Raw genomic sequence first — 24,971 nt, 5'->3', positions numbered from 1 at the left:
TCCCGCCTTGCTCAGGTACCGCGCGGCTTGGCCCGCGCGGTAGCTTCGGCCACCAGAGGGTCATCCGGCCAGTAGTGCTTGGGATAGCGCCCCTTCAAGTCCTTCTTCACCTCGGCATAGGTCGTGCGCCAGAAGTTGGCCAGATCCTGGGTCACTTGCACGGGCCGTCGCGCTGGCGACAACAGATGCAGTTTCACCTGCTGGCGGCCCTGGGCGATGCGCGGCGTATCGGCCAGGCCGAACAGTTCCTGCAGCCGCACGGCAAGGATCGGCGGGTGTTCGCTGTAGTCCAGGCGGATGTTCGAGCCAGAGGGCACTGCCAGATGCGCCGGCGCCCATTCGTCTAGGCGCTGGGGCAATGGCCAGGGCAGCAGATTGCGCAAGATCGACGGCAGGTCCAGCGCGGCGAAGTGGCTCAGGCGCGAGACCTTGCCCAGGTAGGGCTGCAGCCAGTCTTCCAGCGTCGCCAACAGCGCCTCGTCCCCCAGATCGGGCCATTCGCTTTGCCCGTCCTTGTCCAGATCCAGCTGACGCAACAGCGCCACCCGTGCTTGCCACTGGCGCAGCTCCGGGGTCCAGGTGAGCAGGTTCAGGCCCTTGCGCCGCACCAGGCCAAGCAACGCCTTGGCGCGGGCCTGGTCGTCCAGCCCAGACAACGGCTCGCGCGCCAGGACCAGCTCGCCGACCTTGGTCTGGCGCTCGGCACGCAGCACCTGCTCGCGCTCGTCCCAATCGAGGATATCGACGTGCTCGACCTGCTCGGCCAGCACATCATCGAGCAGCGTCGGGTCGAACTCGGCCGCCAGGTAGATGCGTTCTTCCCGTTGGCCCTGGCGGCTACCCAGGTCAGCGATCACCAACCACGGGCATTTCATCAACGCGTCGACCTCGGCGAACAACGCCGCACGGCCATTGGCCAGGCGATATTCAGCGCCACCCTCGCGACGCTGCTGGGCGACCCGATCGGGATAGGCCAGCGCCAGCAATGCGCCAAGCCAGCGCGGATGGTCGGGGTCGGCAACCGCCGCCGTGGCCTTGCCGCGCAACAGGCCACGGTATTGCCGAGCGAGTTGCCGCGCACGCTGCACGCCGCCCTGGCCACCGCGGCTGGCCTTGCTTTCACCGCTGACCAGCGCCAGGCGGCTGTGCAGGTCGGCACCACCACCGCGCTGGATATCTCGCTCGCCAAGCAAGGCAGCGACATCGCAGGCCATCGCGGCCAGGCCAAGGTCCTGCCCGCGCAACAGCAGGTGGGCGATGCGCGGATGGGTCGGCAGTTCGGCCATGGCCTGGCCGTGGTCGCTGAGGTTGTCACGGCTGCCCGGCTTGAACGCGCCCAGCCGCGCCAGCAGGTCCTGGGCTTGAGCGAAGGCCGCTGCCGGCGGCTGGTCGAGCCAGCATAACTGGTCGGGAGTGACGCCCCAACGCGCAAGCTGCAAGGCCAGGCCGGCAAGGTCGGCCTGGAGGATTTCGGCGCTGCCGTGGGCAGCCAGTTGGTCATGCTGGGCCTCGGACCACAGGCGGTAGCAGACCCCGGGTTCCAGTCGCCCTGCCCGGCCGGCGCGCTGGGTGGCGCTGGCGCGGGAAATCCGCTGGGTGTCCAGGCGGGTCATGCCGCTCCCCGGATCGAAGCGCGGCACCCGCGCCAGGCCGGCATCGATGACAACGCGCACGCCGTCGATGGTCAGGCTGGTTTCGGCGATGTTGGTGGCCAGCACCACCTTGCGCAGGCCCTTGGCCGGCGGGTCGATGGCGGCGCGCTGGGCATTGAGGTCAAGCTCACCATGCAGCGGGCACAGCAGCACATCTGGCCGCTCACCCAGGGCGTCCTGCAGGCTTTGATGCACACGGCGGATCTCGGCCTGGCCAGGCAGGAACACCAGCACGCTGCCGGGCTGTTCGGCCAACGCCAGCAACACGTTGTCCACCACCCGCGGCTCGATGAACTCGCCCGGCTGGAACGGTCGGCCCCAGCGGATATCCACCGGATGCATGCGGCCTTCGCTGCGCACCACCGGCGCATCGCCCAGCAGCCGCGAGAGGCGCTCGCCTTCAAGGGTCGCCGACATCAGCAGGATTTTTAGTGAAGGCTCGTCACGCAGCAGTTCGCGGCCATTGAGGCTCAACGCCAGGGCCAGGTCGGCGTCCAGGCTACGCTCATGAAATTCGTCGAAGATCAGCAGGCCGACCCCTTCCAGTGCGGGGTCGGCCTGCAGCCGGCGGGTCAGGATGCCTTCGGTGACCACTTCAATGCGTGTGTGCGGCCCGACCTTGCTGTCCAGGCGGATGCGGTAGCCCACGGTTTCACCGACCTTTTCACCCAGTTCGCTGGCCAGGCGCTCGGCCGCCGCCCGCGCCGCCAGGCGGCGCGGCTCCAGCATGAGGATGGTCTGCCCGGCCAGCCACGACTCGTTGAGCAGCGCCAGCGGTACACGGGTGGTCTTGCCCGCTCCAGGCGGCGCTTCGAGCACGGCTTCATCGCGGTTATGCAGGGCTTCGCGCAAGGCGGGCAAGACAGCATCGATCGGTAAAGAAATCATGGTGGTCCTCGAACAGTCTGGCGAGTATAACGGCGAACCCAGCCTGCTCTATCATGGTCTTAGCTTCAGGTGCTGGCGCTTCGCTTGCCCTGCTGAATACTTCTCGGAGATTTACATGCGCATCCCATCCCGCGTCATCGGTGGCGCCCTGATCGTCACGCTGCTGACCCAGCTGACGGCCTGCGGCACCATTTTCTATCCAGAGCGCCGTGGCCAGATCGGCGGCAAGATCGACCCCGTCGTGGCGGCAATGGACGCCATCGGCATCCTGTTCTATGTCATCCCGGGCCTGATCGCCTTTGGCATCGACTTCGCCACGGGCGCCATCTACTACAAAGGCGGGCACACGGCCCAGGTCGACCCGGCAAAACTGCGGGACGCCGTCAGCCCGGATGGCAAGGTCGACAACCTCAAGCTGCAGGCCATCCTGGAAAGCGAGCTGGGCCAGCGCCTGCCGCTGGATGACCCGCGGCTGATCCAGCACCGCGGCAGCGTCGAGCAGCTGGCGGCGCTGGGCCTGGTACCTGCAGCCTGACAGCGACAAGGACAGTGCCCCGAGCATGATTACCCCGGCTGAACACCAACGCCTGCTGCGCCTGGCCACCCGCGCTTCTTTGGCGGTGGCCAGTATCCTGGTCCTGAGCAAGACCATCGCCTGGTGGCTGAGCGGCTCGGTCAGCCTGCTCGCCGGGCTGACCGACTCGGCACTGGATGCCGTCGCCTCGTTCCTCAACCTGCTTGCCGTGCATTACGCCCTGCGCCCGGCCGACGACGACCATCGCTTCGGCCACGGCAAGGCCGAGGCCCTGGCCGGCATGGCCCAGGCGCTGTTCATCGGGGTCAGCGCGGTGCTGATCGGGATCCAGGCCTATGAACGCCTGCGAGCCCCGCAACCGCTGGGTGACACGGCCATCGGCATCGGCGTGATGCTGTTGTCGCTGGTGCTCACCGTTGCCTTGCTGGCCTTGCAGCGCAAGGTGATTCGCCTGACCGGCTCGACTGCGGTGCGCGCCGACTCGCTGCACTACCGCTCCGACCTGCTGCTCAATGGCAGCATCCTGCTCGCCCTGCTGCTGGCACGCCTGGGTTGGGCGCAGATGGATGCGCTGTTCGGCCTGGGCATCGCCTTGTACATCCTCTGGAGTGCGTTGCAGATCGCCCGCGAGAGCACGGCGATTCTCATGGACAAGGAACTGCCAAGCGACATCGGCGAAGGGATGGTCGAACTGGTGCTGGGCATCCCCGGCGTCGAAGGCGTGCATGACCTGCGCACCCGGGTGTCAGGTAACCAGTGGTTCGTGCAGTTGCACCTGGAGCTACCTGGGCAGCTGCCACTGAATGCGGCACACGACTTGTGCGTGCAGGCATCGGACGTCATCCGCCAGCGTTACCCGCAGGCGGATGTGATGGTGCATGCCGACCCTGTGTGAGTCAGTTGACGCTGTAGCCTCGGCCACTGAAGCATGCACTGAGTGCCCGTCGGTAGTTGCTCGCCACTTCGACCGGTGGCGCATAGGGTGCCGTTGCCGGGTCAAAGCCTGACTGGCTAACTGCCCAGCGATGACACTGGTAACGGTCCTGGTCCTGCTGCTCCTGCCCTTGGCCATACATCGGATAGGCAATCACGTCGTAGCTGTTGCCGGCCGGCGCTGCCGCCGGCAACGGTGCCGGGGCCAGGGCGGGCGGGTTGACCACGACATACTCCTGGCTGTCGGCCAGGTACTGGTAGTAGGTGTCGGCCACCAGGAAGAACAATGCACCACCCAGCCAGACTTCCCGCGCATAGGAAGGCAGGTAGTTGACCCGCACGCCGTAGGGCGGGGTCACCACCACGTAGCGGCCACCATGCGGGCGATACCAGTAACCGCCGGAGTAGAAGTAGTCATCGCCGCGATAGGGCACCTTCCAGTAGCGGTCCGGGAAATGATCGATGGTGTGCCCGGGGCGATACTGCGGCCCGGGGCCCCAGCCGTTACCGTGGCCATCCGGGCGCCCCTGCCAGTCGCCGCCGGGCCGTTGCCCTGGGCCGCCGGCTTGCCAGTGGCGGTTGTCGCCGTTGTGCCGGGGGATATCCTGGTAATAGCCCTGCCGCGCGGGCTGCGTCTGCTGCACTTCGTCACGCGAGTTGAGTGCGCGGCCAGGGGTTCCCTCGTTGCCGTGCCCCTCGCCCGGACCTTCGGCCATCGCCCCGAGGCTGATACTCAAACCCAGCAAACCAACACCTGCCAACTGCAAGATGCGTGACTTCATGTTGTTCCTCACGGTAAAGAAAGCGGCATGCTGCCAGTCTACCGCGCTGGCACCAAGGGCAGATGAAATTGCGGCCATGAAAAAAGGGAGGCCATTGGCCTCCCTTTGAGAATTGTCGTCCGTGCTCGGCACTTGTGGCGCCGGCTCACCTCACAGCGTCTTCTGGAAGCTGTGTAGCCCGGGGGCCTGCAGATCCTGTTGGATGGCTGGCCGCGACCGCCCGCCTAGGGCGCGTCGCCGTGGACTGATGTCCGGGCAGTGATTCTGGGGTTAACGATACGGGAACGGCTGCGGCACAGGATTGCGAAGATTGCTCAGATAAATAGCACTTGCGCAATTTTTAACCCTGGATCGATAATTCACCGCAATCCGAACAGAAAAGGCCTTTTCCATGAGCAAACTTGACCGCTACGACCTGAGCATCCTCGCCGAATTGCAGCGCGACGCGCGCATCTCCAACCAGGAGCTGGCCGAACGCATCGGCCTGTCGCCATCGCCATGCTCGCGTCGGGTCAAGCAACTGGAAGACGACGGCTATATCTCGCGCCAGGTCGCCCTGCTCGATCGCAAGAAACTCGGCCTGAGCCTCACCGCCTACGTGCTGATCGGCATGGACCGGCATACCCCGGAGCGCTTCGAGACATTCGAAGCCGCCATCCGCAACCTGCCGCAGGTGCTCGAGTGCAGCCTGGTCACCGGCATGGATGCCGACTACCAGCTGAAGGTGGTGGTGCCAGACATGGACCACTACCAGAAACTGCTGCTGGGCAGCCTGACCCGTATCGAAGGGGTGACCAGCGTGCGTTCGAGCTTCGTGCTCAACCAGGTTCTGGCAAGCACCGAGCTGCCACTGACACACCTGCGTTAAACGCCCACTCGCCCGCGTATAATCGCAAGCTCAGCCTGCCTGGAGAACACAGATGGATCCTGCCGTATTCGAAGAGTGGATGATGATCGTGCTGGTCACTGTACTGATCGGCTTCATGGGCTTCATCGTCTGGGACCTGGCAAAAAAATCCAAGGCCGGGCGCTTTGGCACGATGATCCTGTTCTTCGTGCTCGGGCTGGGAGTGCTGGCCTTCATCATCAAGAGCGTGGTGGTGGCGTTTCTCGAAGGCGTTTAGAAATTCCACGGCCTTTTCGCGGATAAACCGGCTCCCACCGGTAACTCGCCGCCCTCAAGAACAGTGCAGTACCTGTCGGAACGGCTTTAGCCGCGAATGCTCCTAGAGCTTTGCCGCCACTTCGCGCCAGCAACCCTGCTCCAGCCCATCCAGCGCCCAGTCGCCGATCCGCACCCGTACCAGGCGCAACGTCGGCAAGCCGACTGCGGCAGTCATCCGCCGCACCTGGCGATTGCGCCCCTCGCGGATCACCAGCTCCAGCCAGCTGGTCGGTACGCTCTTGCGAAACCGTACCGGTGGATTGCGCGGCCACAGCTCGGGCTCGTCGAGGCGCCGCGCTTCGGCAGGCAGGGTTGGGCCATCATTGAGCGCCACGCCATCGCGCAAACGCTGGATCTGTTCGTCGCTCGGTTCGCCTTCCACCTGCACCCAATAGGTCTTGGGCAACTTGTGCCTGGGGTCGGCAATGCGCGCCTGCAGGCCGCCATCGTTGGTCAGCAGCAGCAAGCCTTCACTGTCACGGTCGAGCCGGCCGGCCGGGTAGATGCCAGGGATGTCGATGAAATCCTTGAGCGTCGCGCGCCCTTCCCCGTCAGTGAACTGGGTCAGCACGTCGAATGGCTTGTTGAACAGGATCAGGCGTGGCTCGGCCGGTGGCGCCTTGGCCTGGCGACGGGGACCGGCAGGCCGCGCCTGGGGGCGGCGCGGCTTGGAACGGGGTGGCAGTGGCATGGATCCTCAGCGGAACGGCGGCTCATCGAAGCTGCGCAGTTTACGCGAGTGCAACGAATTGAGCTCGGTGCGCAGCAGGTCGAGAGCGGCGATGCCGATCTTCAGGTGCTGGCTGACCGCACGGTTGTAGAAGGCATTGGCCGATCCGGGCAACTTGATCTCGCTGTGCAGGGGTTTGTCGGACACGCACAGCAAGGTGCCATACGGTACCCGCAAGCGATAGCCTTGGGCGGCGATGGTGCCGCTTTCCATGTCCACCGCCACGGCACGCGACAGGTTGATCAACGGCCGCTCCTGGGCCCAGCGCAGCTCCCAGTTGCGATCGTCGTAGGTCAGCACGGTGCCGGTGCGCAGGCGCTTCTTCAGCTCTTCGCCACGCTCGCCGGTCACCTGTGCCGCGGCTTCCTGCAGTGCCAGCTGCACTTCGGCCAAGGCCGGAATCGGAATGTTCGGCGGCACCACGCGGTCGAGGATCCCATCGCGGCGCATGTAGGCGTGGGCCAGCACGTAGTCGCCGATGGTCTGCGACTGACGCAGGCCGCCGCAGTGGCCGATCATCAGCCAGCAGTGCGGGCGCAGCACCGCCAGGTGGTCGGTGATGTTCTTGGCGTTGGACGGGCCGACGCCGATGTTGACCAGGGTCACGCCATCACCGTCACCGGCGATCAGGTGATAGGCCGGCATCTGGTAGCGGTGCCAGACCACGCTGGCGACCAATGCCTGCGCTTCGCCGTGGTCCATGCCCTTTTCGATCACCACGTTGCCCGGCAGCACCATGCGCACGAAGCGCGGGTCTTCACGCAGCTGCTCGAGGCCGTGGCTGATGAACTGGTCGACATAGCGGTGATAGTTGGTCAGCAGGATCCACGGCTGCACATGGCGCCAGTCACTGCCGGTGTAATGCACCAGGCGACGCAGCGAGAAATCCACGCGGGCGGCATCGAACAGCGCCAGCGGCAGGGTTTCGGCATTGCCCCAGTCGTAGAGGCCATCGGCGATATTGTCGGTGGCTGCCGACAGGTCGGTGCTGGGGAACACCCGCGCCAGCTCGGCGGCGGTAATGCCACTGCCAGCCAGCTCATCGCCCTGGTCAACCACATAGGGGTAAGGGATGTTCTGCTCGCTGACGCCGACTTCCACAGTCACCGTGTAGTCATGCATCAGCGGTCGCAGCTGCTCCAGCAGGTAACCGCGGAATGCCGCCGGCTGGGTGACGGTGACGCTGTAGGTACCCGCCACCTGGACCTTGGCATAGGCGCGAGTGGTGGCAGCCACTTCACCGTGGCTGTAATAGGTCAGGCGCAGTGCCGGGTAGCGGTACAGGGCGCGCTCGTCGGCACTCGGTTCGGTACGGTCCTTCAGGTAACGCTTGAGGGCCTGGCTCAGGGCCCCGGTGGCCTGTTCATGCAGGGCCGCCAGACGGTCGACGGCCTGTTCGGGGGTATCAACGACTACAAAAGCTTGGCTCACACTGGGCTTCCTGTCTGGACATGCATGTCAGCCATCTTGCCTGCCTTTGTTACTAAATACATCCCCGAAGGTCAGCCGCCGTGTTTAACTGGGCCAGGCGGGTGTCGCCCGCGCCACCAGTGCCTCGACCTCGATGCCTCGCGGCAATGCGCCATACACCCGCCCGCCACCGCTCAGCCGGCTGCCGATGAATGCATCGCTGACCACGGCATTGCCTGCCTCCAGCAGCAGCTTGGCCTGCAACGCCAAGGCAATGTCTTCGGTCAACTGCCGTGCCCGGTACTGGATATCGCTGGTATCGGCGAACGCCCCCTTGAGGTTGCCGATATGCGCGGCCAGGCGCGGGTCGCCATGCCCGTCGCCCAGCTCGGCGAACAGCGCATCGAGCACCCCCGGCTCCTTGGACAACGCCCGCAGCACGTCCAGGCATTGCACGTTGCCGGAACCCTCCCAGGTCGAGTTGACCGGCGCTTCGCGATACAACCGCGGCAGGATGCTGTCTTCGACATAACCGGCACCGCCCAGGCACTCGGCGGCCTCGTTGATCATGGCCGGCGCCCGCTTGCAGATCCAGTACTTGCCCACCGCCGTGACCAGCCGTGCGAAGTGCGCCTGCTGCGGGTCGTCGAGCTGTTCCAGGGCCTGCCCCATGCGCAGGCTCAGGGCCAGCGCGGCCTCGCTTTCCAGCGCCAGGTCGGCCAGCACGTTCTGCATCAAGGGTTGTTCGTTCAGCACCCGGCCGCCGACCTTGCGATGGGCACAGTGATGCGCCGCCTGGGTCAGCGCCTGGCGCATCAACGCGCTGGAGCCGACCATGCAATCGAAACGGGTCATGGCCACCATCTCGATGATGGTTGGCACGCCGCGCCCCTCCTCGCCCACCATCCACGCCAGCGCGCCACGGAACTCGACTTCGCTGGAAGCGTTGGAGCTGTTGCCCAGCTTGTTCTTCAGGCGCTGGATGTAGAACTGGTTGCGGCTGTCGTCGGGCCGATGGCGCGGCAGCAGGAAGCAGCTGAGGCCCTTGTCGGTCTGCGCCAGGGTCAGGAAGGCATCGCACATCGGTGCCGAGCAGAACCACTTGTGCCCGACCAGCTCGTAGGGCTGCCCGGGGCCGGGGCTGCCGACCGGGTAAGCACGGGTGGTATTGGCGCGCACGTCGGTGCCGCCCTGCTTCTCGGTCATGGCCATGCCAAGGGTCACGCCGGCCTTGTGACGGTCACCGACGTTGCGCGGGTCGTATTCGTGGGCGAGGATCTTCGGTAGCCAGTATTCGGCCAGCTCGGGCTGCAACCGCAGCGCAGGCACGGCCGCAAAGGTCATGGTCAGCGGGCAGCCGGTACCGGCTTCGGCCTGGCTGTGCAGGTAGGTCATCGACGCCCGCGCCACGTGGGCACCGGGCCGAGGTTCGGCCCAGGGCAATGATGGCAGGCCGTGTTCGACGGCAGTGCGCATCAACTCGTGGTAGGCGGGGTGGAACTCGACCAGGTCGATACGATGGCCGTAGCGGTCATGGCTGCTGAATTCCGGCTTGTGCGCATTGGCCAGAAAGCCTGCGGCCATCAGCGGACCGCCGGCCAAGGCACCATAGGCGTCGATCCGCGCTTCGGCCCAACCGGCCCCGAAACGCCGCGACCATTCCTGCAGCGGCAGGTCGAGGCGGTACAGGTTGGCACCGTCGAGCGACGGTGGCTGGTTGGTGACTTCGTGGGTTTCAGCGTACTGGTGCAGGTTCATCGGGAGCTCCTGGATCCGGGCATGCGTGAAAGCCCAGTGAAGCACTCCCTGGCGGTGAGTAATAGTGACAATAATGACTAAACATGTGGCTCAGGGCTGCCAAGGGTTCGCCACAACATTCTCAGCGCCTGCAAGGCAGGCCCTAGAACCGCGTAGCCCCCGACACGGCCCGTCCCGGCGGCATCTGCACCTGGGCAATAGCGACATTCAAGGTCAGCTCGAACCGGCTCCCAAGCCCCCGCGTCGACTCATGGGACAGCTTGGCATCAAGCAGTTCGGCCAGTTGCCGGCAGATCGACAATCCAATCCCGAGCCCGCCATAGCGGCGAGTCATCGAGCCATCGACCTGGAAGAAGCGCTGATAGAGAATCGCCTGGTCCAGATCATCGAAACCGATGCCGCTGTCGCTGATGGTAAAGGTCAACGCCAGGCTGTCTGGGCCAAGGCGGCGCCCGCGGACTTGCATCATCACCCCACCGTGATGGGTGAACTTCAGGCCGTTGTCCACCAGGCAGCCCAGGCAGCGGGCCACTTTCTGCGCATCGCCCAGCAACTCGTCCGGCAGCTCGGCGGGGATGTCCAGGCTCAGGTACAGACCCTTGCCCAAGGCCGTTCCGGCATAACCGGCACGCAGGTCCTGCAGCGTGCGCCGCAAGCTGAACGGCAGCGCCTGCGGGCGCATGCGGCCGGCCTGCAGTTCGGTCAACGTGAGAATGTCGTCGACCATGTCCATCATGTCCTGGGCCGAGCCGACCGCCGTGCGGTGGTACTGGGCCATCTCGGCAGTCATGGGCAGCGTGTGCATCAGTTCCAGCGAGCCGATCACACCATTCATCGGTGTCCGCAGTTCGTGGGTAACGGTGGCGAGGAATTCATCCTTCAGGTGATTGCTCCTGGCCAGTTGCTGGTTCATCTGCTCCAGCGCCTCGCCGGTATCACGCAAGGTCTGTGCCTGCTGTTCGCGCATGCTGTTGATGCGGTCGGCCAGGGCCAGCGACAGCAACGCTACTTCCAGCGCCGACCCCAGCTGGCTGGAATACATGGTGATGAACTGGTTAGGCAGGTAACCCAGCACCATCAGGGTATTGACCAGCCCACCGAGCAGGAATGCCGTCCAGGCGATGATGAACCAGCGCGCCACACGCAGGCCACGCACCCAGGCATACAAGCCGGCGGCAAAGATGCTCACGGTGAACAGCAAGGCCAGCACCGTGGCCATGCGCAAGGCGATGCCGTAGCGCATGCTCACCGACAGCACCATCACCAGTACGCCACCCAGCATCAGCAGTTGCAGCAAGCGGTCAAAGCCGCGGCTGATCTTGCCCAGCTGCAGGAAGTGACGGGCGAACTGGCACCCGAACAAGCCCGCAGCGCCGATGAACAGCGGTGTTGCGGCGTTGGCCCACCACGGGCTGTCCGGCCAGAAGTAGGCAACCCCTGCCCCGTTCACCGACACCTGATACAAGCCGAACGAGGCAATGTAGAGGATGTAGTAGAGGTAACTGACGTCTCGCACACTGAGGTAGATGAACAGGTTGTACACCGCCATCACCAGCAGTACGCCGTAGATCATGCCCAGCACATAGAGGCGGGTCGGCTGGTCTTCCAGGTAGGCTTCGGCAGACCACAACGACAGCGGTGCCTGTACCGAACCCTGGCTGTGCAAGCGCAGGTAGGCGGTGGTCGACTGCCCAGGCTGCAGTGGCAGTTCGAACAGGTAATTGTTCTGGCGGATCTGGCGGCTGGCGTAGGGCAACGCGTCGCCGGTGCGCTGGGCCAGGACGAACTCGCCATCGCTGCCCGGCAGGTACAGCTCGATATGGTCCATGGGGGGGTATGCCAGCTCGAGCAGCCACTGGCGCGGTTGCGCATTGGCAGAAGCCACATAATGCAGCTCGACCTTGAGCCAGAACACCGAATGCGAGTAACCGGCGTTCAGCACGTCCTGGTGATGCGTACGGAAACGGCTGGCAAAGACAGGTGCGCTGACCTGGGCGATGCTCGCGCTGCCATCGCGGTCTTCGTAGACCTGCATGATCTTGCCCAAGGGAAGATGCCGAGTCGCCTCGTCGATTTCGACGGCTCCGGCCAGCACGGGCAACAAGCCCAGAAGCATAATCAGCAAATAGCGCATACAGCCCCAGCATGGCCTGTCCGGTCGCGTCGCGATGGCCTCCAATCCCTTTGAGACGACGAAATCCGGCAGAGCCCGTTTGTCGAGTTATCCGAGCACTCTAGCATAGCTTTCATAGCTGGCGACGGGCCACTCCAATTTTCAAAGAAAAGGCTCTAGGACAATAGTTTCAGCGCAAACATGCCATTAAATCTGACCATTCGATCAACAAATCTCATTTGTAGGACGATCCGCACAAAGGGGTTTGGTGGTAAGCTCGCCGACCATGAATACCTACAGCTCCCGCCCCGTTGTCCTCTGTCTCTCCGGCCACGACCCAAGTGGCGGCGCCGGCTTGCAGGCAGATATAGAAGCCCTGCTCGCCCAAGGCTGTCACGCCGCACCGACCGTGACCGCCCTGACGGTGCAGGATACCGTCAACGTTTCCGACTTCCGCGTGCTCGACCGCGAATGGGTCCTGGCCCAGGCCAATGCCGTGCTGGCCGACTCCACCGTCGCCGCCGTGAAGCTGGGCATGCTCGGCTCGATCGGCATGGTCGACACCGTCGCCGAACTGCTCAGTGCCCACCCGCACCTGCCGCTGGTCTGCGACCCGGTGCTGCGAGCCGGTGGCGGTGGCCGCCTGGGCAAGGACGAAGTCGGCTATGCCCTGCGTGAACGCCTGCTGCCGCTGGCGACCATTGCCACGCCGAACTTGCCAGAAGCGCGCATCCTGGCCGAACTCCCTGAAGGCACCGCCGACGAGTGTGCCGAGAAACTGTTGCCGTTTTGCAAAAACCTGCTGATTACCGGTGGGCACGGTGACGAGGAAGAAATCCACAATCGCCTGTACAGCCGCGACGGCCAGCGCCATACCTGGACCTGCCAGCGCCTGCCGGGCAGCTACCACGGCTCGGGCTGCACCCTGGCCAGCGCCCTGGCCGGTCGCCTGGCCCTCGGCGAGCAACTGCAAAGCGCGGTGAAAAGCGCCCTGGATTACACCTGGCGCACCCTGCGCGACGCCGAACAGCTGGGCAAAGGCCAGTACGTTCCGCGTCGCCTGCCCCTGGATTTCTGCTCCTGAGACGAGGCGTTCAATGAAGCTACGCGGTCTGTATGCAATCACCGACAGCCAGCTGCTCGCCGGCCGTTTCCTGTCCCACGTCGAAGCCGCGCTGGAAGGCGGTGTGTGCCTGCTGCAGTACCGCGACAAGGGCGATGACGCCGCCCGCCGCCTGCGCGAGGCCGAAGCACTGATGAAGCTTTGCGAACGCTACGGCACCCAGCTGATCATCAACGACGACGCCGAACTGGCCGCACGCCTGGGCGTCGGCGTGCACCTGGGCCAGACCGACGGCCCGCTGACACCCGCTCGCGCCCTGCTCGGCCGCCAGGCCATCATCGGCTCCACCTGCCACGCCAGCCTCGAGCTTGCCGCCCAGGCTGCCAACGAAGGTGCCAGCTACGTGGCCTTTGGCCGCTTTTTCAATTCCGTCACCAAGCCCGGTGCGCCGGCTGCCAACGTCGACCTGCTGGAGCAGGCCCGCGCCCAGGTAAAACTGCCGATCGCCGTGATCGGTGGCATCACCCTCGACAACGCCGCCCCGCTGATCGCCCATGGTGCCGATCTGCTGGCGGTCATCCACGGCTTGTTCGGTGCCGACAGCGCGCAGGAAGTTACCCGCCGCGCCCGCGCCTTCAACGCCCTGTTCGCTTGCTGATTTCGAGAGAAGACCCATGTCCCGTTCCGAAGCCCTGTTCGCCCAAGCCCAGAAGCACATCCCTGGCGGCGTCAACTCGCCGGTCCGCGCTTTCAAAAGCGTCGGAGGCACCCCACTGTTCTTCAAGCATGCCGAAGGCGCCTACGTCGTCGATGAAGATGACAAGCGCTACGTCGACTACGTCGGCTCGTGGGGCCCGATGATCCTTGGCCACGGCCACCCGGACGTACTCGATGCAGTACGTCGCCAGCTGGAACACGGCCTGTCTTACGGCGCGCCGACCGCGATGGAAACCGAGATGGCCGATCTGGTCTGCTCGCTGGTGCCGTCGATGGAAATGGTGCGCATGGTCAGCTCCGGCACCGAAGCGACGATGAGCGCCATTCGCCTGGCCCGTGGCTACACCGGCCGCGACGCCATCATCAAGTTCGAAGGCTGCTACCACGGCCACTCCGACAGCCTGCTGGTCAAGGCCGGTTCCGGCCTGCTGACCCAAGGTGTGCCCAGCTCGGCAGGCGTACCGGCAGACTTCGCCAAGCACACCCTGACCCTGCCGTTCAACGACATCGCCGCGGTCGAGAAGACCCTCGCCGAAGTCGGCCAGACCGTGGCCTGCATCATCGTCGAACCGGTGGCCGGCAACATGAACTGCGTACCGCCGGCACCCGGCTTCCTCGAAGGCCTGCGCGAGCAGTGCGACAAGCACGGTGTGGTGTTGATCTTCGACGAAGTGATGACCGGTTTCCGCGTCTCGCTCGGCGGCGCCCAGGGTTACTACGGGATCAGGCCTGACCTGTCGACCTTCGGCAAGATCGTTGGCGGCGGCATGCCGGTTGGCTGCTTCGGCGGCAAACGCGAAATCATGGGCTGCATCGCCCCGCTGGGCCCGGTCTACCAGGCCGGTACGCTGTCGGGCAACCCGCTGGCCATGGCCGCTGGCCTGACCACCCTGAAACTGATCAGCCGCCCTGGCTTCCATGACGAATTGACCGCCTTCACCAGCCGCATGCTCGATGGCCTGCAACAACGCGCCGATGCCGCTGGCGTGCCTTTCGTCACCACCCAGGCGGGTGCCATGTTTGGCCTGTACTTCAGCGGCGCCGACGACATCGTCACCTTCGACGACGTGATGGCCAGCGATGCCGAACGCTTCAAGCGCTTCTTCCACCTGATGCTCGACGGTGGCGTGTACCTGGCGCCGAGCGCGTTCGAGGCTGGCTTCACATCGATCGCCCACGGTGAAAAAGAGCTGCAGATCACCCTGGATGCGGCTGAAAAAGCCTTTGCCGCGCTGAAGTGACGGGCCGCCTGCGCCGGCCTCTTCGCGGGTAAACCCGCTCCCACAGGTTATGCGTGTACCCTGTAGGAGCGGGTTTACCCGCGAAGAGGCCGGTACAGGCAATAATCGCCAATCCAATCAGCAAACCCTTCTTCTCTACAGAATTTCGCGTAAAACTTTGTAAGGTTGGCGCTGCTTATCCCATAATGTGCCACCAGAGACATTGGCCGCAGCTTTGCAGAGGTAAGTCGATCCCCATGAACCGCACCGGCCGCGCCCTGACCTTGGGCTGCCTGTTGCTTCTTCAGCCCCTGCTGGCCCTGGCGGAGGGTGGTAACTCGTTGCTGATCCCGGCAACGGGGCGCTGCACGCTCAATGTTCAGCCAGAAGACCTGCAGAACGCGCTGAAAGCCTGCGAAGAAACAGCGGCGACCGGGGACGCCCAGGCACAGTTCGAGCTAGGCGAGTACTACTACACGCTGACGCCGAAAAACCTGAAGATGGCCCTGGACTGGTTCCAGAAGGCCTCGCTGCAAGGCCACGCCGAAGCCCAGTACCGCCTTGGCGCCATGTTCTTTCATGGCGAAGGGGTCAAGGCCAACAACGTGCAGGCCTATATCCTGCTGAAGATGGCCGCGGTCAACGGCGCCGAGGATGCGCTGGACATGGCCGACGAAGTGACCGAACAGATGCCTCGCGACGAGCTTGAGCACGCCACCCAGGTACTTGGCCAGATCTTCCGCAAGTACCTGCTGGAACTGCAGAACGCCGAAGGACGCACACCGTTCTCGCCACTGCCCTGATGCTTACCGCTCCGGCATCGGCATGGGGAACGGCATGACGTTGCCGCTGGCCTTCGCCTCGCTGATCTTGGCCGTGCCCAGGCGCTCCACTTCATCGATGCGCACGATCGAATGCATCGGCACGAAACTGCGGATCACCCCTTCGAACTGATTCTTGAGCTTCTCTTCGCTCGGGTCGACCACCACCTGGGTGCGTTCGCCGAAAACGAACTCCTCGATTTCCAGAAAGCCCCACAGGTCGCTCTGGTAGATCTGCTTGGCATACATCTCGAAGACCTGCCCCTGGTTGAGGAAGATCACCTTGTAGATGGCGGGTTCGCGTTTGCTCATGTTCGGCGGGATAACACATGCGTAAGAAAAGGCGCGCATCATAGCAGAGCAGGCCCCGGCCCGCGCGGGTACACAGCCTGAACCAACCCTTGATCGTTTCAGTGCTTTCGCCACTGCCCTTCAGGGGTTATTCTTGAGTTCACATTCATTGCCGTCGAGCGGCTAAAAACGACCTTGAACGCACCCATACAACCTCATCGTTTCATCCTCGAACCCTTCGAGGCCCACCGTTTCGCCAACTTGTGCGGCCAGTTCGACGAGCACCTGCGCCTGATCGAACAACGCCTGGCCATCGAAATCCGCAACCGCGGCAACCAATTCGAGCTGATCGGCGAACCCAAGACCACGTCCGCTGCCGAGCAACTGCTGCGCCGCCTCTACCGCGAGACCAAGGCCACGGACCTGTCGCCGGAAACCGTGCACCTGTACCTGCAGGAGTCGACGGTAGAGAACATCGACAATCCCGCGGTCAATGAAGTCAGCGTCTCGCTGCGCACGCGCAAGGGCAATATTCGCCCGCGCGGCGTCAACCAGCAGCGCTACGTCAAGGAAATCCTGGGCAACGACATCAACTTCGGCATCGGCCCCGCCGGTACCGGCAAGACTTACCTTGCCGTGGCCTGCGCCGTCGACGCCCTGGAGCGTGAGCAAGTGCGCCGCATCCTGCTGGTACGCCCGGCGGTCGAGGCGGGCGAAAAGCTCGGCTTCCTGCCTGGCGACCTGGCCCAGAAGATCGACCCGTACCTGCGCCCGCTGTACGACGCGCTGTACGAGATGCTCGGCTTCGAGCATGTGGCCAAGCTGATCGAGCGCCAGGTGATCGAGATCGCCCCGCTGGCCTACATGCGCGGCCGCACCCTGAACAATAGCTTCATCATCCTCGACGAAAGCCAGAACACCACGCTGGAACAGATGAAGATGTTCCTTACCCGTATCGGCTTCGGCTCGACGGCGGTGATCACCGGTGATATCACCCAGGTCGACCTGCCCCGTGGCACCAAGTCGGGCCTGGCCCATGTGATCGAGGTGCTCAGGGACGTACCGGGGATCAGCTTTACCCACTTCCAACCCAAAGATGTGGTTCGTCACCCACTGGTGCAGCGTATCGTCGAGGCTTATGACCGCTTCGATGCCCGCCAGGCCAAGCCCGAGGCACCCGGCAAAGATGCTTGAACTTGACCTGCAACGGGCCACGGATGCTGCCGCCCCTGACGACGCCGCCTTCCGCCGCTGGTGCGAACTGGCCTTGCGCCAGCGCACGGCCGACTCGGAAATGACCATTCGTCTGGTCGACGAAGGCGAAGGCCGCGAACTCAACCGCACCTACCGGCACAAGGACTACGCGACCAATGTGCTGTCGTTCCCGGCCGATGTGCCGGATGACCTGCTCGATATCCCGCTGCTGGGCGACCTGGTGATCTGCGTGCCAGTAGTCGAGCGCGAGGCGGCCGAACAGGGCAAATCGCTGGAAGCGCACTGGGCGCACCTGGTCATCCACGGCTGCCTTCACTTGCTCGGCTACGACCACATCGAAGACGATGAGGCCGAGGAAATGGAAGCGCTGGAACGGGAATTGCTGGCGGAACTGGGTCACCCTGACCCGTACGCCGACGATGAAAACGAACCTCTCACACACTGATACACGAAGGATCACGAGAACCGCCATGAGCGAAGATCGATCGAGCAACGGGCAGAAGTCCTGGCTGGGTAAACTGACCCAGGCTTTTGCCCATGAGCCGAAAAACCGCCAGGAGCTCCTCGAGCTGCTGCGCGAAGCCCATCAGAACAAGCTGCTCGACAGCGAAGCGCTGACCATCGTCGAAGGTGCCATCCAGGTCGCCGACCTGCAGGTACGCGACATCATGGTCCCGCGTTCGCAAATGATCAGCATCAAGGCGACCCAATCGCCGCGCGAGTTCCTCCCGGCGGTCATCGACGCTGCCCACTCGCGCTACCCGGTGATCGGTGAAAGCCACGACGATGTGCTCGGGATCCTGCTGGCCAAGGACCTGCTGCCGCTGATCCTCAAGGAGAACGGCGACAGCTTCAACATCAAGGACCTGCTGCGCCCGGCCACGTTCGTGCCGGAGTCCAAGCGCCTGAACGTGCTGCTGCGCGAGTTCCGCGCCAACCATAACCACATGGCCATCGTCATCGACGAGTACGGCGGCGTGGCGGGCCTGGTGACCATCGAGGACGTGCTGGAACAGATCGTCGGTGACATCGAGGACGAGCACGACGTCGAGGAAGACAGCTACATCAAGCCGCTACCGAGCGGTGACTTCCTGGTCAAGGCGCTGACTCCGATCGACAACTTCAACGAGTTTTTCGACAGCGAATTCTCGGATGACGAGTTCGACACCGTCGGCGGCCTGGTAATGAGCGCCTTCGGCCACCTGCCCAAGCGCAACGAGACCACCGAAATCGGCGCCTACAAGTTCCGTATTCTCAATGCCGACAGCCGGCGGATACACTTGCTGCGCCTGACCCCGATCACCCGCTAAGGACAAACATGCGTTGGATCACCCGCCCCGGCTGGCCCGGTAATTTGCTGGCCCTGGCGGCCGGCGCATCGACCCTCCTGGCCCTGGCGCCGTTCGATATCTGGCCGCTGGCCCTGCTGTCAATCGCCCTGCTCTACCTTGGCCTGCGCGAGCTCAGCCCGCGCCAGGCCATGTGGCGTGGCTGGGGGTTCGGCTTTGGCCTCTATGGCGCAGGCACGTGGTGGATCTACGTCAGCATGAATACCTACGGCGGCGCCTCGCCGTTGTTGGCGATCGTCTTGCTGCTGGCGTTCTTCGCCGCCCTCGCCTGGTTCTTCGCCCTGCCCACCTGGCTGTGGGCACGCTGGTTCAGGCGCAACGAGGCGCCTCTGGCCGATGCCCTGTGCTTCGCCGCCCTGTGGCTGCTGCAAGAGGCCTTCCGTGGCTGGTTCCTGACTGGCTTCCCTTGGCTGTATGCCGGTTACAGCCAGCTCGACGGCCCGCTGTCGGGCCTTGCGCCGCTAGGTGGCGTGTGGCTGATTTCCTTCGCCCTGGCGCTGAGCGCCGCGCTGCTGTGCAACCTGCACCGCCTGCGCGAACGCCCATCGTTCCTGGCCATCGGCGCGGCACTGCTGCTGGCGCCATGGGTGATCGGCATGGCCCTCAAGGGCCACGCCTGGACCACGCCGGCGGGCGACCCGCTCAAGGTCGCGGCCCTGCAGGGCAACGTCGAGCAGGACCTGAAGTGGGACCCGGCCCACATCGACGCGCAACTGGCGCTGTACCGCGACATGAGCTTTAGCTCCAAACCGGTTGACCTGCTGGTGTGGCCGGAAACCGCCGTGCCGGTGCTCAAGGACCAGGCTCAAGGCTATATCGATGTGATGGGCCGCTTTGCTGCCGACCGGCACTCGGCGCTGATCACCGGTGTCCCCGTCCGTGAAGTGGTGCATCACCAGCGCCGCTATTACAACGGCGTCACCGCAACCGGCGAAGGCGACGGTACTTACCTCAAGCAGAAACTGGTGCCGTTTGGCGAGTATGTGCCGTTGCAGGACATGCTTCGCGGCGCGATCGAGTTCTTCAACCTGCCGATGTCGGACTTTGCCCGCGGCCCCGCGGACCAGCCACTGCTGCAAGCCAAGGGCTACCAGATTGCCCCGTTCATCTGCTACGAAGTGGTCTACCCCGAGTTCGCCGCTGGCCTGGCGGCACGCAGTGACCTGCTGCTGACCATCAGCAACGACACCTGGTTCGGCACCTCGATCGGCCCGCTGCAGCACCTGCAGATGGCGCAGATGCGTGCACTGGAAGCCGGCCGCTGGATGATCCGCGCCACCAACAACGGCGTAACCGCACTGATCGACCCGTTTGGCAAGATCACCGCACAAGTGCCGCAGTTCCAGCGGGCGGTGCTGTATGGCGAAGTGGTGCCAATGCAGCAGCTGACGCCTTACCTGCAGTGGCGGTCCTGGCCGCTGGCGATGCTTTGCGTGCTGTTGCTGGGCTGGGCCCTGCTGGCGGGCCGTATCGCCAAGACAGTCTGATTCAGACTGCACCGGCCTCTTCGCGGGTTAACCCGCTCCCACAGAACCTCCACAGCCCTCGAGGCTTGTGCAGCACCTGTAGGAGCGGGTTTACCCGCGAAGAGGCCAGCACTAGCAACACAAGGCTCAATAGAACAACCGATACCCCACCAACCCTACCGCTTCATTGAGCAACTGCCCGCTCTGCCACATCGCCCGGCTCTCCGGCAGCAAGCCACCGAACGGCCGCGCATGATCGCGCCCGAGGAACCCCACCGGCGCCGGCACCACCTCGAACCCGGCCCGCTCGAAGCTCCAGCGCGAGCGTTGCATGTGCCACGCCTGAGTCACCACCACCACCCGGTGTATGCCCAGCGGTTGCAATATCCTGGCGCTCAGCCGGGCGTTCTCCCAGGTAGTGCGGCTGGCCTCCTCCTGCCATTTCACCTCGACGGCGAAATCCTCACGAAGGCGGTCTGCCATCAACTGTGCTTCGCTCGGTGGCGTCCCATAGTGCAAGCCACCACTGGTCAGTACCGGTAACCCCGAGGCTTTCGCCAGCCGAGCGGCAAAACGCATGCGCTCAAGGGCCGTTGCCGCAGGCTGGTCCACGCCACCCCAGGCCGGGTCGCCCCGCTCACGCCCCGCGCCAAGCACGACGATGGCGTCGGCCCTGCTCGCCAGGCCGGTCCAATCAGCTGTCGCCAGGGGCGGCTCGGTCTCCAGCAGACGGGCAGACTCCTGCACCACCAGCGGCAAACTCATCAGCCACAGGCCTCCCAGCCCCATGACGAAACACAGCGTTGCCAACCGCGGCCGCCGTCTGCGTAACCACCAGGCCGCGAGCAGCAGCATAAACAGGACGCCAGGCGGCATCAGCCATTGCTTGAAGAAAAACCGGATCGGCATCGACACACCTCCATGGAAGGCGTGCAGCCTATAAAGGATCGACGCCGGTCAACAAGCCCGGGCCGGCGTCGATCGTGGGAAGTGTGTTGTAGAACCGGCGCGCGATTGCCTGCGCCTGGCGTCCTGAACGGCTAGCGATGCGGCAGCGTCCTGGATCTCGCCGAGTTGGCGGGGCGTTTCTTGTCCTTGAGCCAGATGATCTTGGCCGTGGCCGGTTCCGCTTGCGGGAATGTACCGGCACAGGCATTACGGCGTTCCGGGAGGGACTCCAGGTAAGCCTTGATCACTTCGAACTCTGCATGGCTCAAGCCACGCAACTCCAGCTCGGCTGGCATCTCGTCGCGTAATCTTACCGAGGTCCTGGCGACTTCCAGTGCCAGGCCAAGACGGTCGATCAGGCGTTCGTAAAGCTCCGGTTTGATTGCGGGTAGCTGCGTCTCTCCCATCCGTTCACCTCATTGAAGATAAAGATTATCTCCCCCCACACCTGAGCTTAGCGTCGCTGTAAAAAGCAGCCGGATGCCGCGACCAGCGGGCATTCGCAATCAAGGTTTCCCACGATGCGCGGCGCTGCTGTATGCTACGGCGTTCACTCTAAAACGACACCGGAGTGCCGGACGCAGCGAGGTTCCGCTGCCTGGAACAAGGTCTCTTCTCTCTCAGCAAAAAGTAGCCATGCACGAACAATACACGCCCCGTGATATCGAAGCCGCCGCCCAGAAATTCTGGGACGAGCAACAATCGTTCGCTGTTACCGAACAGCCAGGCAAAGACACGTACTACTGCCTGTCGATGTTCCCGTACCCGAGCGGCAAGCTACACATGGGCCACGTGCGCAACTACACCATTGGTGACGTGATCGCCCGTTACCAGCGCATGCTGGGCAAGAACGTCCTGCAGCCGATGGGCTGGGACGCCTTCGGCATGCCCGCGGAAAACGCGGCAATGAAGAACAACGTCGCCCCGGCCAAGTGGACGTACGAGAACATCGACTACATGAAGACCCAGCTCAAGAGCCTGGGCCTGGCCATCGATTGGGCGCGTGAAGTCACCACCTGCAAGCCGGATTACTACCGCTGGGAACAGTGGCTGTTCACCCGCCTGTTCGAGAAAGGCATCATCTACCGCAAGAACGGGACCGTGAACTGGGACCCGGCCGACCAGACCGTACTGGCCAACGAGCAGGTCATCGACGGCCGCGGCTGGCGTTCGGGCGCGCTGATCGAGAAGCGCGAGATCCCGATGTACTACTTCCGCATCACCGACTACGCCGACGAGTTGCTGGAAAGCCTCGACGAACTGCCGGGCTGGCCAGAGCAGGTCAAGACCATGCAGCGCAACTGGATCGGCAAGTCGCGTGGCATGGAAGTGCAGTTCCCGTATGACAAGGCCAGCATCGGCCACGAAGGCACCCTCAAGGTCTTCACCACCCGTCCAGACACCCTGATGGGCGCCACTTACGTCGCCGTTGCCGCCGAGCACCCGCTGGCCACCCAGGCCGCCCAGGGCAACCCGGCCCTGCAGGCGTTCATCGACGAATGCAAGAGCGGCAGCGTCGCCGAGGCCGACATGGCCACCCAGGAGAAGAAGGGCATGCCCACTTCCCTGTTCGTCGAGCACCCGCTGACCGGCGAGAAGCTGCCGGTCTGGGTCGCCAACTACGTGCTGATGCACTACGGCGATGGCGCCGTGATGGCCGTCCCGGCCCACGACGAGCGCGACTTTGAGTTCGCCCGCAAGTACAACCTGCCGGTCAAGGCCGTGGTGCGCACCAGCGCCGGCGATGACGTCGGCAGCGAATGGCTGGCCGCCTATGGCGAGCATGGCCAGCTGATCAACTCCGCCGAGTTCGACGGCCTGGACTTCGCCGGCGCCTTCGACGCCATCGAAGCCGCCCTGATCCGCAAGGAACTGGGCAAGTCTCGCACCCAGTTCCGCCTGCGCGACTGGGGCATCAGCCGCCAGCGCTACTGGGGCTGCCCGATCCCGATCATCCACTGCCCATCGTGCGGCGACGTACCCGTGCCGGAAGACCAGCTGCCGGTCACCCTGCCGGAAAACGTGGTGCCGGACGGTGCCGGTTCGCCGCTGGCGCGCATGCCTGAGTTCTATGAGTGCAGCTGCCCCAAATGCGGTGCTGCGGCCAAGCGCGAAACCGACACCATGGACACCTTCGTCGAGTCTTCCTGGTATTTCGCCCGCTACGCTTCGCCGAACTACGAAGGTGGCATGGTCGACCCGAAAGCAGCCAACCACTGGCTGCCGGTCGACCAGTACATCGGCGGTATCGAACACGCGATCCTGCACCTGCTGTACGCGCGCTTCTTCCACAAGCTGATGCGCGACGAGGGCCTGGTGACCTCCAACGAGCCGTTCAAGAACCTGCTGACCCAGGGCATGGTGGTCGCCGAGACCTACTACCGCGTAGCCAGCAATGGCGGCAAGGACTGGTTCAACCCGGCCGACGTCGAAATCGAACGCGATGCCAAGGCCAAGATCATCGGTGCCCGCCTGAAGACTGATGGCCTGCCGGTGGAAATCGGCGGCACCGAGAAGATGTCGAAGTCGAAGAACAACGGCGTCGACCCGCAGTCGATGATCGACCAGTACGGCGCCGACACCTGCCGCCTGTTCATGATGTTCGCCTCGCCACCTGACGCGAGCCTGGAGTGGTCCGACTCCGGCGTCGAAGGTGCAAGCCGCTTCCTGCGCCGCGTCTGGCGCCTGGCCCAGGCTCACGTCGCACAAGGCCTGCCGGGCAAGCTGGACATCGCCGCACTGGACGACGCACAGAAGGGCATCCGCCGCGCCATCCACGCCGCGATCAAACAGGCCAGCACCGATGTCGGCCAGTTCCACAAGTTCAACACCGCCATCGCCCAGGTGATGACCGTGATGAACGTGCTGGAAAAGGCCCCGCAGGCCACCGAACAGGACCGCGCCCTGCTGCAGGAAGGCCTGGAGGCCGTGACCCTGCTGCTGGCACCGATCACTCCGCACATTTCCCACGAGCTGTGGAAGCAGCTGGGCCACGACCAGGCTGTCATCGACGCAGGCTGGCCGGCAGTCGACGAGAGCGCCCTGGTGCAGGACAGCATCACCCTGGTGGTGCAGGTCAACGGCAAGCTGCGTGGCCAGGTTGAAATGCCAGCCGCCGCCAGCCGCGAGGAAGTCGAAGCCGCTGCCCGCAGCAACGAAAACGTCCTGCGCTTCATCGATGGCCTGACTATCCGCAAGGTTATCGTGGTACCGGGCAAACTGGTCAACATCGTCGCCAACTGATGGCAACGCCCACCCGCATCCGGTGCGGGTGGGCGGTATCGGCCCACAAGGGAGCAACAACATGATCAAACGCAATCTGCTGGTAATGGGCCTGGCTGTCCTGCTCAGCGCCTGCGGTTTCCAGCTGCGCGGCACCGGCACCAACGACCTGCGCGTCAAGGAGATGGACGTCAGTGCGCGCAACGCCTACGGCCAGACCGTGGTGCAACTGCGCCAGGTACTTGAGCGTAGTGGCGTCAACGTGCATGCGGGCGCGCCTTATCGCCTGGTGCTGACCAACGAGCAGGAAAGCTCGCGCTCGGCGAGCTACTCCGGAGGCAACAGCACGGCCGAGTACGAGCTCACCACCACGCTCAGCTACAGCATCCTCGGCCTGAACAACCTCGAACTGTTGAGCAACAAGGTAGAAGCACGCAAGGTGTACGTGCGTGACGGTGGCAATATCACCGGCTCCGACCAGGAAGCCCTGCGAGCACGCGAAGAAATGCGCCGCGACCTGGTGCAGTCGATGGTTTCGCGCCTGCAACAGCTGAGCCCTGCGCAGCTCGATGAGTTGCAGCGCAAGGCCGACGCACGCGCCAAGGCCGAAGCCGATGCACTGGAAGCTGCACGCCGCCAACAGGCCGAGACGCCGCAGCAGTCACCTATGGAAATCCCGGGCAACTAAGCCCG

General features: G+C 64.2%; 23 protein-coding genes. 14 read left to right on the top strand and 9 right to left on the bottom strand.

Features of this window, described 5'->3' with window-relative positions:
- Nucleotides 1-11 precede the first annotated feature (11 nt).
- Nucleotides 12-2,540 (bottom strand): ATP-dependent helicase HrpB, encoded by a 2,529-nt coding sequence (hrpB, locus tag HU738_RS10355; RefSeq protein WP_186601097.1) that lies wholly within the window; start codon nucleotides 2,538-2,540, stop codon nucleotides 12-14.
- Between the two features lie 115 nt (nucleotides 2,541-2,655).
- Between hrpB and pmcY the strand changes: the two genes are divergently transcribed.
- Nucleotides 2,656-3,075, top strand: a complete 420-nt coding sequence (pmcY, locus tag HU738_RS10350; RefSeq protein WP_060509604.1) for a periplasmic Zn2+ metallochaperone PmcY — start codon at nucleotides 2,656-2,658, stop codon at nucleotides 3,073-3,075.
- Nucleotides 3,076-3,100: 25 nt separating this feature from the next.
- Nucleotides 3,101-3,970 carry a cation diffusion facilitator family transporter gene (locus tag HU738_RS10345; RefSeq protein WP_186601096.1) on the top strand — a complete coding sequence of 290 codons (870 nt, stop codon included), beginning with the start codon at nucleotides 3,101-3,103 and terminating at the stop codon, nucleotides 3,968-3,970.
- A gap of 1 nt (nucleotide 3,971) precedes the next feature.
- Here HU738_RS10345 and HU738_RS10340 read toward each other — a convergent pair whose 3' ends face one another.
- Nucleotides 3,972-4,790 (bottom strand): DUF6515 family protein, encoded by an 819-nt coding sequence (locus HU738_RS10340; protein ID WP_186601095.1) that lies wholly within the window; start codon nucleotides 4,788-4,790, stop codon nucleotides 3,972-3,974.
- A gap of 391 nt (nucleotides 4,791-5,181) precedes the next feature.
- Between HU738_RS10340 and HU738_RS10335 the strand changes: the two genes are divergently transcribed.
- Both HU738_RS10335 and HU738_RS10330 read left to right on the top strand, forming a co-directional pair.
- A complete protein-coding gene (locus tag HU738_RS10335) occupies nucleotides 5,182-5,658 on the top strand; it encodes an Lrp/AsnC family transcriptional regulator (protein WP_003249795.1) in 477 nt (158 codons plus the stop codon).
- Between the two features lie 52 nt (nucleotides 5,659-5,710).
- Nucleotides 5,711-5,914, top strand: a complete 204-nt coding sequence (locus HU738_RS10330) for a DUF2788 domain-containing protein (RefSeq protein WP_027917747.1) — start codon at nucleotides 5,711-5,713, stop codon at nucleotides 5,912-5,914.
- A 102-nt stretch (nucleotides 5,915-6,016) separates the two neighbouring features.
- Here the strand turns inward: HU738_RS10330 and HU738_RS10325 are convergent, their stop codons facing one another.
- The 4 genes from HU738_RS10325 to HU738_RS10310 all read right to left on the bottom strand — a co-directional run bounded on the left by HU738_RS10325 (nucleotide 6,017) and on the right by HU738_RS10310 (nucleotide 11,987).
- Nucleotides 6,017-6,646 carry a pseudouridine synthase gene (locus tag HU738_RS10325; RefSeq protein ID WP_225923426.1) on the bottom strand — a complete coding sequence of 210 codons (630 nt, stop codon included), beginning with the start codon at nucleotides 6,644-6,646 and terminating at the stop codon, nucleotides 6,017-6,019.
- 6 nt (nucleotides 6,647-6,652) lie between these two features.
- Entirely contained in the window at nucleotides 6,653-8,116 is a 1,464-nt protein-coding gene (gene amn, locus HU738_RS10320) for an AMP nucleosidase (RefSeq protein WP_176507091.1), read from the bottom strand.
- 84 nt (nucleotides 8,117-8,200) lie between these two features.
- Nucleotides 8,201-9,853: an acyl-CoA dehydrogenase family protein gene (locus HU738_RS10315; protein WP_186601094.1), complete on the bottom strand. Its 1,653-nt coding sequence runs from the start codon at nucleotides 9,851-9,853 to the stop codon at nucleotides 8,201-8,203.
- Nucleotides 9,854-9,995: 142 nt separating this feature from the next.
- On the bottom strand, nucleotides 9,996-11,987 hold the full coding sequence (locus tag HU738_RS10310) for a sensor histidine kinase (RefSeq protein ID WP_186601093.1): 1,992 nt from the start codon (nucleotides 11,985-11,987) through the stop codon (nucleotides 9,996-9,998).
- A 265-nt stretch (nucleotides 11,988-12,252) separates the two neighbouring features.
- Here HU738_RS10310 and HU738_RS10305 point away from each other — a divergent pair, with 265 nt between their 5' ends.
- From HU738_RS10305 to HU738_RS10290, 4 genes are all read left to right on the top strand, one after another.
- Entirely contained in the window at nucleotides 12,253-13,050 is a 798-nt protein-coding gene (locus HU738_RS10305) for a hydroxymethylpyrimidine/phosphomethylpyrimidine kinase (protein ID WP_186601092.1), read from the top strand.
- 13 nt (nucleotides 13,051-13,063) lie between these two features.
- On the top strand, nucleotides 13,064-13,687 hold the full coding sequence (gene thiE / locus HU738_RS10300) for a thiamine phosphate synthase (RefSeq protein WP_176507087.1): 624 nt from the start codon (nucleotides 13,064-13,066) through the stop codon (nucleotides 13,685-13,687).
- A 16-nt stretch (nucleotides 13,688-13,703) separates the two neighbouring features.
- Nucleotides 13,704-14,987, top strand: a complete 1,284-nt coding sequence (hemL, locus tag HU738_RS10295) for a glutamate-1-semialdehyde 2,1-aminomutase (protein WP_176507086.1) — start codon at nucleotides 13,704-13,706, stop codon at nucleotides 14,985-14,987.
- Between the two features lie 236 nt (nucleotides 14,988-15,223).
- A complete protein-coding gene (locus tag HU738_RS10290) occupies nucleotides 15,224-15,769 on the top strand; it encodes a tetratricopeptide repeat protein (RefSeq protein WP_176507085.1) in 546 nt (181 codons plus the stop codon).
- 3 nt (nucleotides 15,770-15,772) lie between these two features.
- Here HU738_RS10290 and HU738_RS10285 read toward each other — a convergent pair whose 3' ends face one another.
- The gene (locus HU738_RS10285) at nucleotides 15,773-16,099 is read right to left on the bottom strand and encodes a DUF1820 family protein (protein WP_176507084.1); all 327 of its coding nucleotides are present in this window, start codon (nucleotides 16,097-16,099) and stop codon (nucleotides 15,773-15,775) included.
- A 174-nt stretch (nucleotides 16,100-16,273) separates the two neighbouring features.
- On the opposite strand from HU738_RS10285, the gene HU738_RS10280 reads away from it, so the two are divergent.
- From HU738_RS10280 to lnt, 4 genes are read left to right on the top strand one after another with little or no spacing between them, the layout of a single operon-like run.
- Nucleotides 16,274-17,272, top strand: a complete 999-nt coding sequence (locus tag HU738_RS10280) for a PhoH family protein (protein ID WP_054886147.1) — start codon at nucleotides 16,274-16,276, stop codon at nucleotides 17,270-17,272.
- Nucleotides 17,265-17,738, top strand: coding sequence for an rRNA maturation RNase YbeY (ybeY, locus tag HU738_RS10275; protein ID WP_176507082.1), 474 nt, complete (start codon nucleotides 17,265-17,267; stop codon nucleotides 17,736-17,738). Before HU738_RS10280 ends, ybeY begins: the two co-directional genes overlap by 8 nt.
- A gap of 25 nt (nucleotides 17,739-17,763) precedes the next feature.
- A complete protein-coding gene (locus HU738_RS10270) occupies nucleotides 17,764-18,603 on the top strand; it encodes a CorC family transporter (protein WP_027917759.1) in 840 nt (279 codons plus the stop codon).
- 8 nt (nucleotides 18,604-18,611) lie between these two features.
- A complete protein-coding gene (lnt, locus tag HU738_RS10265; RefSeq protein WP_186603395.1) occupies nucleotides 18,612-20,129 on the top strand; it encodes an apolipoprotein N-acyltransferase in 1,518 nt (505 codons plus the stop codon).
- Between the two features lie 126 nt (nucleotides 20,130-20,255).
- Here lnt and HU738_RS10260 read toward each other — a convergent pair whose 3' ends face one another.
- On the bottom strand, nucleotides 20,256-21,017 hold the full coding sequence (locus HU738_RS10260; RefSeq protein WP_186603394.1) for a YdcF family protein: 762 nt from the start codon (nucleotides 21,015-21,017) through the stop codon (nucleotides 20,256-20,258).
- A 131-nt stretch (nucleotides 21,018-21,148) separates the two neighbouring features.
- The gene (locus HU738_RS10255) at nucleotides 21,149-21,463 is read right to left on the bottom strand and encodes a hypothetical protein (protein ID WP_085677143.1); all 315 of its coding nucleotides are present in this window, start codon (nucleotides 21,461-21,463) and stop codon (nucleotides 21,149-21,151) included.
- 229 nt (nucleotides 21,464-21,692) lie between these two features.
- Here HU738_RS10255 and leuS point away from each other — a divergent pair, with 229 nt between their 5' ends.
- Together leuS and HU738_RS10245 are read left to right on the top strand one after the other, a co-directional pair.
- A complete protein-coding gene (leuS, locus tag HU738_RS10250) occupies nucleotides 21,693-24,299 on the top strand; it encodes a leucine--tRNA ligase (RefSeq protein ID WP_186603393.1) in 2,607 nt (868 codons plus the stop codon).
- 61 nt (nucleotides 24,300-24,360) lie between these two features.
- Nucleotides 24,361-24,966, top strand: coding sequence for an LPS-assembly lipoprotein LptE (locus tag HU738_RS10245; RefSeq protein ID WP_054886153.1), 606 nt, complete (start codon nucleotides 24,361-24,363; stop codon nucleotides 24,964-24,966).
- The last annotated feature ends 5 nt before the right edge of the window (nucleotides 24,967-24,971 follow it).

Origin of the sequence: Pseudomonas vlassakiae, from assembly GCF_014269035.2 — a bacterium.
In the GTDB taxonomy this organism is placed as follows: domain Bacteria; phylum Pseudomonadota; class Gammaproteobacteria; order Pseudomonadales; family Pseudomonadaceae; genus Aquipseudomonas; species Aquipseudomonas vlassakiae.
Note: the sequence above shows the minus strand (reverse complement) of the source record. Positions and strands in the feature narration are given on the sequence as shown.

Coding starts and splice junctions, on each gene's coding strand:
- HU738_RS10305 (WP_186601092.1), top strand. CDS start 12,253: ATGAATACCTACAGCTCCCGCCCCGTTGTCCTCTGTCTCTCCGGCCAC.
- thiE (WP_176507087.1), top strand. CDS start 13,064: ATGAAGCTACGCGGTCTGTATGCAATCACCGACAGCCAGCTGCTCGCC.
- pmcY (WP_060509604.1), top strand. CDS start 2,656: ATGCGCATCCCATCCCGCGTCATCGGTGGCGCCCTGATCGTCACGCTG.
- HU738_RS10260 (WP_186603394.1), bottom strand. CDS start 21,017: ATGCCGATCCGGTTTTTCTTCAAGCAATGGCTGATGCCGCCTGGCGTC.
- HU738_RS10245 (WP_054886153.1), top strand. CDS start 24,361: ATGATCAAACGCAATCTGCTGGTAATGGGCCTGGCTGTCCTGCTCAGC.
- HU738_RS10290 (WP_176507085.1), top strand. CDS start 15,224: ATGAACCGCACCGGCCGCGCCCTGACCTTGGGCTGCCTGTTGCTTCTT.
- HU738_RS10335 (WP_003249795.1), top strand. CDS start 5,182: ATGAGCAAACTTGACCGCTACGACCTGAGCATCCTCGCCGAATTGCAG.
- hemL (WP_176507086.1), top strand. CDS start 13,704: ATGTCCCGTTCCGAAGCCCTGTTCGCCCAAGCCCAGAAGCACATCCCT.
- HU738_RS10340 (WP_186601095.1), bottom strand. CDS start 4,790: ATGAAGTCACGCATCTTGCAGTTGGCAGGTGTTGGTTTGCTGGGTTTG.
- lnt (WP_186603395.1), top strand. CDS start 18,612: ATGCGTTGGATCACCCGCCCCGGCTGGCCCGGTAATTTGCTGGCCCTG.
- HU738_RS10315 (WP_186601094.1), bottom strand. CDS start 9,853: ATGAACCTGCACCAGTACGCTGAAACCCACGAAGTCACCAACCAGCCA.
- HU738_RS10270 (WP_027917759.1), top strand. CDS start 17,764: ATGAGCGAAGATCGATCGAGCAACGGGCAGAAGTCCTGGCTGGGTAAA.
- leuS (WP_186603393.1), top strand. CDS start 21,693: ATGCACGAACAATACACGCCCCGTGATATCGAAGCCGCCGCCCAGAAA.
- HU738_RS10325 (WP_225923426.1), bottom strand. CDS start 6,646: ATGCCACTGCCACCCCGTTCCAAGCCGCGCCGCCCCCAGGCGCGGCCT.
- HU738_RS10255 (WP_085677143.1), bottom strand. CDS start 21,463: ATGGGAGAGACGCAGCTACCCGCAATCAAACCGGAGCTTTACGAACGC.
- HU738_RS10285 (WP_176507084.1), bottom strand. CDS start 16,099: ATGAGCAAACGCGAACCCGCCATCTACAAGGTGATCTTCCTCAACCAG.
- HU738_RS10345 (WP_186601096.1), top strand. CDS start 3,101: ATGATTACCCCGGCTGAACACCAACGCCTGCTGCGCCTGGCCACCCGC.
- hrpB (WP_186601097.1), bottom strand. CDS start 2,540: ATGATTTCTTTACCGATCGATGCTGTCTTGCCCGCCTTGCGCGAAGCC.
- HU738_RS10330 (WP_027917747.1), top strand. CDS start 5,711: ATGGATCCTGCCGTATTCGAAGAGTGGATGATGATCGTGCTGGTCACT.
- ybeY (WP_176507082.1), top strand. CDS start 17,265: ATGCTTGAACTTGACCTGCAACGGGCCACGGATGCTGCCGCCCCTGAC.
- HU738_RS10310 (WP_186601093.1), bottom strand. CDS start 11,987: ATGCGCTATTTGCTGATTATGCTTCTGGGCTTGTTGCCCGTGCTGGCC.